We start from the raw sequence: 9274 nt of genomic DNA on the forward strand, positions 1-9274 counted from the left end.
CCTGCCATTCCCCACGTCGGTGCCCATACTCAATCACCCTCGCTAAGACTCGCGCACAATGACACCTATACCCCCTCACTCAGCCAACTGAGTGCATCCCCCTATCCTTACCATCAAGTCATTGACACAATTACAGAAATCCTATCGATCTTTAATCCAAATTGCGATCGTGATCCCATTTATAACCCTAACTATTTTAGCTCCGTTGCCGATAGGTTCTTAAAGGACTGTTGAGATTTTTTTAGATATAGGGGTGGATTAACTTTAAGTAGCGATGCCTGTACCCACCGTAAATCGGCGTTACAGCGAACCAGGCTATAGCTTCAAACATACCGGGTACATCAGGCAAGGACCTTTCCTCGAGCGACTATAGAAACGGAACTAACAATGAAACGTGGAAGTACGCATCAGCCATTGGATATAAAAATAGCGCCAGAACAGAATAAAAATACGAAAGTATTGTTTATTAATAATATGCGTCTGGTCACTTTGTTTATCGCCATCTTGGCGGGAATACTGCTTTTATTTGCAGCGGCGATTGGGACGTCAGGTTACTTCTTAAAACAGAGTAACCAATCACTGGAAGAGGCGACGCAAGAGCTAGATATCCGCCTGGGTCTGTCTAACAGTTCGAACCACCTGCGTACTGCACGCCTTATTCTGATTCAAGCAGCATCAGCGGCACGTATCGGTGATACCGAGGGTTATCAGCAGGGGCTAAAAAACGCTGAGAGCCGTATCGCTCAATCGCAGCAAATGTTTAATCTCTACTATAACCGTCCGGTTAAATCCGAAACGGATAGCGCATTAGATGCACCATTGAAAAAAGCCTATGAACAGTATCGCGACGAGGGGATGAAACTCATGCTCGACGCGACGAAAGAAGGTCATTTTGAAGAAGTTATTTCCCTCGAAGCTGAAAAACTTAATCAGTTGGATGATGCTTATAATGAACCACTGCTGAAAGCAGTTAAGTATCGCACCGAACGGGCTAACCAGATTAATCAGACCGCCCAACAACAAGCCCGTCTTGGTTATATGCTGATGGGAGGCGCTTTTATTCTGGCCATCTTACTGACATTAATTGCTTTTTTAGTGATCAGCAAAGTCATCATCAAGCCGATTAATTGGCTGGTAGCACGTATTCAGCGTATTGCTCAGGGGGATTTGACACAAAGTTCGGTCTCATTTGGCCGCAATGAAATTGGTGTGCTGGGTAACAATATCCAACAAATGCAGGATTCGTTATCCCTAACTGTGGAAGCTGTGCGCAGCAGTGCTGAATCTATTTACCAGGGATCGAGTGAAATTGCACTGGGTAATACCGACCTTTCGGCACGTACCGAGCAACAAGCCGCATCACTTGAACAGACCGCCGCCAGCATGGAGCAACTGACCGCAACCGTAAAACAAAATGCGGAGAATGCCCATCATGCGAGCCAGCTCGCAGCCAACGCCTCAGGTAAAGCTGCTCAGGGTGGCGATATCGTTAATGATGTTGTTAGCACGATGGATAAGATATCCCTCAGTTCAATGAAAATTGCTGAAATTACCAATGTAATTAATAGTATCGCGTTCCAAACGAATATTCTGGCTCTGAATGCTGCGGTTGAAGCTGCCCGGGCGGGCGAACAAGGCCGTGGTTTTGCTGTAGTGGCCAGTGAAGTCCGTAATCTGGCACAGCGCAGCGCCGATGCTGCCAAAGAGATAGAATCGTTGATTGAGGCCTCGGTTGACCTGATTGGTGATGGATCCATCCTGGTGTCCGATGCCGGTAAAGCGATGAATGAGATCGTGACAGCCGTTAGTCATGTGACTGATATTATGGGTGAAATTGCCTCTGCTTCTGATGAGCAGAGTCGTGGTATTAGTCAGGTTGCCCAGGCAGTTTCAGAAATGGACAATGTCACGCAACAGAATGCCTCTTTAGTTCAGGAAGCGTCAGCGGCGGCGGCCTCGTTGGAACAACAAGCTGAAATCTTGACTCAAGCCGTTGCAGTATTCCATTTAAAAGGCGGCAACCCTGCCCCGTCACTGAAAACTCCAGCACCTATGTCCACCAAACAGAAGAGCGCGGTCGGGAATAAGAAGTCCGGTGACGACTCACTAAACTGGGAAACGTTCTGAGTTAACACCGAAATCGTTCAACCAAACTATAGTGACGATATTTAGATAGCAAAACCGGAGGCAAGGTGTACTCACCTTCCTCCGGTTTTTTATTGCGCCGCTCGCAGCACAACAGACAGAACACCAATGTTACGGGTGAAGCGGCTCGACAAAGGTGCCATCATGGCTATCAATCTCGTTAAAGAACCAGACACCTGCGGGGTAATCTTCCAACGAAACCAGATACATAATGCCCTCACTAAACTGCTCAACCTCTAACACAACCCCCTCACGCCGTGGGCCGCCATCGGTTTTTACTGTCACCCGATCATTCACTTTCATGATATTACCTTCAATTAAATCAATGCTGCTAGTGTAGTACAGAATAAGGTGAGAATGATAAGGTTTACGTATACACAACGGTATGCTTTTGGTGAATATATTCGAGGGTAGAACAGTATTGGCTTACTGAGTAAGAGAAGCTGAGTTAATCAGAATCGAGGGGATAAAGCAGAGGATCTTGCCGGATGCCAGAAAGTAAAAAACCCGCCTTAGCGGGTTTTTTTATAATCAGCCAAAGGCCAATTAGATTGCAGTTACGTTTGCTGCAGACGGACCTTTAGCACCGTTCTCGATAGAGAACTGTACATTCTGGCCTTCAGCCAGGGTCTTGAAGCCTTGATCTTGGATTGCAGAGAAGTGAACGAACACGTCTTTGCTGCCATCAGCTGGAGTGATGAAACCGAAGCCTTTAGACTCGTTGAACCACTTTACTTGACCTTTCATCATGTTAGACATGTGTATTTCCTTTATTAAAAAAATTTGCCACCATGGGCGTGTTATAGCCGGTTATCAGTCGTTACTTATGGAGGCACTATGAAGGAAATTCGTCAGTGAAGAGCTATCAACGATAACGCTTTAAATATGAACCACTTTACTCAAGATGTCGTGCATAAATAGGTCTGTACCACAGGCCGAGACGCATTAACTCATGACCGGCTTTTAATAGCAACTCTTTTTAGCGGGCAAACTACAGATTCTTGTTTGCATGGCTAAAATAAAACCAAAAAAGCTATTAATTATACTCTTGATGCCCACTTTTACGCAGAATAATCATAAAATTTATTGTTACTAAACTACTGCTGCCCAAACGCTGGCGATAATAAAAAGAGCAAAATGTATTAAATGGGCTGTTTTACGTCATGTTTTCCGATGGGTACTGAAAGTTTATCTCATGAGTTTGCTATAATATGCAGCCACCTATCCCTGAGAAGAACGCATGAGGCCGAAGTCTGTCACCTTAGATGATGTTGCACGTCAGGCGGGAGTGTCATATCAAACCGTATCACGTGTTTTAAACCAGGCCCTTCATGTCTCGCCAAAAACCCGCAGCAAGGTCGAACAGGCCATGGCTGACTTAAACTATGTTCCTAACCGCGTAGCACAGCAATTAGCGGGGAAACATAGCCTTACGCTTGGGCTGGCAACGACAGATCTCGCGTTGCATGCCCCTTCTCAAATAGCTGCAGCGATAAAAAGCAAAGCCCGCGAGTTGGGATACGCAATAGTGATTGCCATGGTTGATGATCAAACTGGCCCAGCCTGCCAACAAGCCATAAATGAGCTATTAGCCCAACGGGTGGACGGGATCTTAGTGAATATTCCGCTGAAGCCCAAAGGCTGCGAGAAAATTGTCCAGCAGTGTGCTGATACTCCAGTGCTGTTCCTGGATGTTGATCCACAATCCACCGCCTTCAGTGTTCTGTTTGACGCCAAAGTCGGGGCTGTTCAGGGGGCTGAACACCTAATTAGCTTAGGCCACCAGCAGATTGCCCTTATCTGTGGGCCCAAAAATGCCATTTCAGCCCAGTTACGTTATCAGGGCTGGTTACAGGTACTCAATGATGCCTCGTTAACACCGCAGGCGGTCTATCACGGTGAGTGGAATGCCAAAAGCGGCTATCAGACCACACTGCAACTTATTACCAGCAACATCCCTTTTAGCGCCATTTTGGTCGCTAACGATCAAATGGCTCTTGGTGTATTACGCGCTCTGCATGAGCATAATATCAATGTCCCTGAGCACGTCTCGGTCATTGGTTACGATGACACCGCAGACAGCGCCTATTTCCAACCGCCACTGACGACTGTCAGACAGGACTTCAAGCAATTAGGGGAAGAGAGCGTTTCCCGCCTGATTGTCAGGCTGCATCACTCAATTGAGTTACCTTCTGCGTCTCTCTTGTTAGCCACTGAACTGACAATACGCCAAACAACAGCACGCTTTAAGCGCTCTATCCTTAAAAACGAATAAATGCGATCACTCTCGACTATTTATCCAACCACTATTTACTTTATCTGTCGTTGAATTCATCTTTATCCCAACATAATTGTGAGCGCATAACATTTTTACCCTTTGATCACTTACCAGCACAAAAAGTATCCACGCACATCGCAGAAATGAGGCTGATATCATGACGTCACAGCAGAAGGTTCAACAGCAGGTTCAACCGCCCCTATCGCAGATTTTGTCACGCAGAGATTGGGAGAACCCGCAGGTGACGCAGTATCACCGCCTTGAAGCACATCCTCCCTTTTACAGTTGGCGTGATAGCGACAGCGCAAAAAATGATACCCCTTCGCCACAACGGTGTTTACTCAACGGACAATGGTCATTCAGCTATTTTGACCAGCCAGAAAGAGTACCAGATGAGTGGGTTGAGCACGATTTATCGGGAGCGAGATTACTGCCAGTCCCCGCCAACTGGCAACGCCATGGTTACGACACCCCGATTTACACTAACGTCCAATACCCTATTCCGGTCAACCCGCCGCGAGTACCACAACAGAACCCGACCGGTTGTTATTCGCGTAATTTCGTTATAGAGCCAGATTGGCTCTCATCAGGCCAAACACGCATTATTTTTGATGGTGTCAGTTCCGCATTTTATCTGTGGTGTAACGGAAAATGGGTGGGTTATTCCCAAGACAGTCGCCTGCCTGCTGAGTTCGATCTCACTCCTTACTTACAGGCAGGTGATAACCGTATCGCCGTTCTGGTTTTACGTTGGAGTGATGGCAGTTATCTGGAAGATCAGGATATGTGGCGCATGAGCGGTATTTTCCGTGATGTCAGTTTGCTTCACAAACCAGCGATCCATTTGCGGGATATCCATATCGCCACACATTTGTCCCCGGAGTTCAGCTCTGCCAATTTAGAGGTAATGGCAGCGATAAATATTCCTCCACTCAGCATCAACGATCCACAGATAACTGGGGCTTACCAAGTCCGCGTACAATTGTGGCTGGCAGATAAGTTAATTAGCAGTTTGCAGCAACCGCTAGGTACCCAAGCCATTGATGAACGTGGGCAATACACTGATCGCACCCATCTTAAGCTGCGGGTGGAATCCCCCTCTTTATGGAGTGCAGAACAACCCACGCTGTATCGCGCCGTGATTTCGCTGCTCACGCAGCAGCAAGAATTGATTGAGTCGGAAGCCTATGATGTCGGTTTTCGACAAGTTGCCATCCACCAGGGTCTGCTTAAGGTTAATGGTAAAGCGGTATTGATTCGGGGGGTGAACCGTCATGAGCATCATCCGCAAACCGGTCAGACCATAGATGAAGAGAGCATGCGGCAAGACATCATTCTGATGAAACAGCATAACTTTAATGCCGTGCGCTGCTCACACTATCCAAACCATCCATTGTGGTACCGCCTGTGTGATCGCTATGGTCTGTATGTTGTGGACGAAGCCAATATTGAAACACACGGTATGCAACCGATGGGGCGTCTCGCGGACGATCCTCAGTGGTTCTCTGCTTTCAGCGAACGGGTTACGCGCATGGTTCAGCGTGACCGTAATCACCCCTGTATCATTATTTGGTCTTTGGGCAACGAATCTGGCCATGGCGCAACCCATGATGCCCTCTATCGCTGGATTAAAACCAATGACCCGACACGTCCGGTACAATACGAAGGCGGCGGCGCAAATACGCTCGCGACCGATATTGTATGCCCAATGTATGCTCGCGTGGATGAGGACCAACCTTTCCCAGCGGTGCCAAAATGGGCAATCAAGAAATGGATTGGTTTGCCTGATGAATCTCGCCCATTGATTCTGTGTGAATACGCTCATGCAATGGGTAATAGCTTTGGTGGGTTTGCCCGTTACTGGCAGGCATTCCGCCAATATCCTCGGTTACAGGGTGGTTTTATTTGGGATTGGGTAGATCAAAGCCTTGTCCGCGATGATGAGAATGGTGAACCTTACTGGGCTTATGGTGGTGATTTTGGTGATAGCCCCAATGACCGTCAATTTTGTATGAACGGGTTAGTTTTCCCTGACCGCAGCCCTCATCCCAGCTTGTACGAAGCACAATGCGCGCAGCAGTTTTTCCAATTTTCATTACTGAGCACCACGCCACTGGTGATAAGTGTCACCAGTGAATATCTGTTCAGACACAGTGATAATGAACAGCTCTATTGGCGAATTGAATTAGACGGCGAATTGATACAGGAAGGTGACTTTTCTCTTGATTTATCTCCTGAGGCTACGCAGCACTACAGGCTGGCAGAGCAATTACCCCTGACAGATAAACCCGGCCATTTATGGTTAAACGTCGACGTCAGGCTGAGAACAGAAACACCTTGGGCAGCCAGTAACCATCGCAGCGCCTGGCATCAATGGCGTTTACCTCGGGCGCTATCTATACCCCGCCGCTCTGTGCCAAATAGCACTGAGCTAAATAGTACCGAGCCAAGCGAGCTTCAGCTCATTCAAGATGCGCACTCGATTATGGTGACTCACCAGCAACAGCGTTGGCAGTTCAATCGTCAGACTGGCTTGCTGGAACAATGGTGGGTGGGTGAATTACCGGTGTTACTTAGCCCGCTGCGTGATCAATTTGTTCGTGCGCCACTGGATAACGATATCGGTATTAGCGAAGCAACCCGTATCGACCCCAACGCCTGGGTTGAACGCTGGAAAAAGGCGGGAATGTATCAGTTGGAACAACGTTGTCTATCATTACACGCTGATAGCCTCTCCCACTCAATACAAATCTGTGCCGACTACAGCTATGAGTTTGCCAATGAAGTGCTATTGCATTCACATTGGTTATACCGTTTTGATCAGCAAGGCCGTATGACCATTGATGTTCAGGTTGAAGTGGCAACATCACTTCCCCCTCCGGCCAGAATCGGTATGTGCTGCCAACTATCAGATCTCGCTCCATATGTTGACTGGCAAGGGTTAGGGCCACATGAAAACTATCCTGACCGACAGCTTTCAGCACAATATGGTCAGTGGTCACAGCCGCTTGAGCAGATGCACACACCCTACATTTTCCCGAGTGAAAATGGCTTACGCTGTAATACCCACTCTCTGCGTTACGGAAACTGGCAATTAACCGGTCGGTTCCATTTTGGTATCAGCCGTTACAGCACGCAGCAACTGATGACAACCAGCCACCAGCACTTACTAAAACCAGAGCAAGGTACCTGGTTGAATATCGATGGTTTTCATATGGGGGTCGGTGGTGACGACTCATGGAGCCCTAGTGTTCACGCTGATCACTTGCTGACGAATGAAAGCTATCACTATCAGGTCTGCTGGCACTATAAGGGTTAGGCTTAGCGCGGCGTACGGTGGCTATCTCGTCACCGCACGCCGCGGGTTATCCTGGTCCACAATTTCAGATTTATACCTATAGCGTAAGAAAAGTAATGTTCATACAATCAAAGCGTTCCAAACATCTCTTAGTCTTGATTGTAGCCCTGCAAGTAAGCCATACATGCACGACTCCTTTGCAAATTTGTGCGCCCACTCTGTTGGGCGCTTTTTTTGTTTTCTACTTCACTGATGTTTTCTGACGCTTATTTTTGTCATCACTTAAGCACATTCTCGTCATGAATTATTTCCATTACCAGACTAAGATAGTCTCGTAGTCACCGGCATAGCATCGGACTTACCACTTTTAGGCGACAAGAGGAATATTATGACATCGTTAACGCACCTCCCGGCGAATATGGTCGCAATTGAAATCACTCAGTCTGGTGGACCAGAAGTCTTAGCGGCCATACAGCGTCCAACACCGATGCCTGCTGCGGGCGAAATATTAGTTAAAGTTTCAGCCGCAGGTGTTAACCGCCCTGATGTGATGCAACGTCGTGGTCAGTATGCGCCGCCGCCGGGAGCCTCAGATATTCCTGGATTAGAAGTTGCCGGCGAAGTGGTCGCCATTGCGGCTGATGTTAGCCGTTTTAAGATCGGAGACAGAGTCTGTGGGCTGATAGCTGGTGGGGGTTATGCGCAATACTGTGTCATACATGAAACCAATGCCTTACCTATTCCCTCCCCCCTTACTGATATTGAAGCAGCGGCGTTACCTGAAACATTCTTTACCGTATGGACCAACCTATTCCAACGAGGCCATTTTAGCGCCGGTGAAACAGTCTTAATTCACGGCGGATCTTCGGGTATTGGGACCACCGCAATATTACTGAGCAAAGCATTTGGCGCACAGACAGTGATTGTCACTGTGGGTTCAGAGGAAAAACGTCAAGCGTGCCTGAAGTTAGGGGCAGATGTTGCTATTAACTACCACACCCAAGATTTTGTCACTGAAACTAAACGCGCTACTGCCGGTAAAGGGGCTGATGTTATTGTTGATTTAATTGCTGGAGAGTATGTCGGGCGCAATTATGAAGCTGCGGCCATGAATGGGCGTATTGTTCAAATTGGTACACAAAATGGTAATGCTAAAGATCTTAACCTGATGTTAATGTTGCTAAAACGCCTGACACACACCGGCTCCACATTGCGCTCTCGTAGCGTTGCAGAAAAAGCACTGATCGCCCAAGAACTGCAAAAGCAAGTCTGGCCTTTACTGGGTAAGGGCAATATGAAGCCGCAAATCTGCCAGACATTCCCACTGGAAGAAGCATCGAAAGCGCATGAGTTGATGGAAGGCAGTACACATATCGGGAAAATTGTTTTGACCGTTTAAAGCAATGCAAAACGATAAAAACCGCTATTATTTATACTCATCCGCAGAAATCGACACTCAAGGGTTGATTTCTGCGGATGAGTAAATAATATACATCACTATTATCCCTTATCAGCCTATAACAGTTTAGCTAACTAATTTATTGAACTGATAT

At 47.3% G+C, this 9274-nt stretch carries 6 protein-coding genes; 4 read left to right on the forward strand and 2 right to left on the reverse strand.

The features are described from left to right. The first annotated feature begins 387 nt into the window (after window positions 1–387). Entirely contained in the window at window positions 388–2127 is a 1740-nt protein-coding gene (locus tag V1952_RS16955) for a methyl-accepting chemotaxis protein (protein WP_083159180.1), read from the forward strand. Window positions 2128–2256: 129 nt separating this feature from the next. Here the strand turns inward: V1952_RS16955 and dsrB are convergent, their stop codons facing one another. After that, window positions 2257–2448 carry a protein DsrB gene (gene dsrB, locus V1952_RS16960; protein WP_372558655.1) on the reverse strand — a complete coding sequence of 64 codons (192 nt, stop codon included), beginning with the start codon at window positions 2446–2448 and terminating at the stop codon, window positions 2257–2259. Between the two features lie 243 nt (window positions 2449–2691). Further along, on the reverse strand, window positions 2692–2904 hold the full coding sequence (gene cspE / locus V1952_RS16965) for a transcription antiterminator/RNA stability regulator CspE (RefSeq protein WP_002210893.1): 213 nt from the start codon (window positions 2902–2904) through the stop codon (window positions 2692–2694). A gap of 481 nt (window positions 2905–3385) precedes the next feature. Here cspE and V1952_RS16970 point away from each other — a divergent pair, with 481 nt between their 5' ends. The 3 genes from V1952_RS16970 to V1952_RS16980 all read left to right on the forward strand — a co-directional run bounded on the left by V1952_RS16970 (window position 3386) and on the right by V1952_RS16980 (window position 9120). Beyond that, window positions 3386–4420 (forward strand): LacI family DNA-binding transcriptional regulator, encoded by a 1035-nt coding sequence (locus tag V1952_RS16970; protein ID WP_420070834.1) that lies wholly within the window; start codon window positions 3386–3388, stop codon window positions 4418–4420. A 160-nt stretch (window positions 4421–4580) separates the two neighbouring features. Continuing rightward, complete coding sequence (locus V1952_RS16975; protein ID WP_420075166.1) at window positions 4581–7742, forward strand: beta-galactosidase; 3162 nt, start codon at window positions 4581–4583, stop codon at window positions 7740–7742. A gap of 367 nt (window positions 7743–8109) precedes the next feature. Next, window positions 8110–9120 (forward strand): NAD(P)H-quinone oxidoreductase, encoded by a 1011-nt coding sequence (locus V1952_RS16980; protein WP_420075167.1) that lies wholly within the window; start codon window positions 8110–8112, stop codon window positions 9118–9120. The last annotated feature ends 154 nt before the right edge of the window (window positions 9121–9274 follow it).

Origin of the sequence: Yersinia sp. 2542 StPb PI (genome assembly GCF_048593855.1) — a bacterium.
In the GTDB taxonomy this organism is placed as follows: Bacteria; Pseudomonadota; Gammaproteobacteria; order Enterobacterales; family Enterobacteriaceae; genus Yersinia; species Yersinia enterocolitica_E.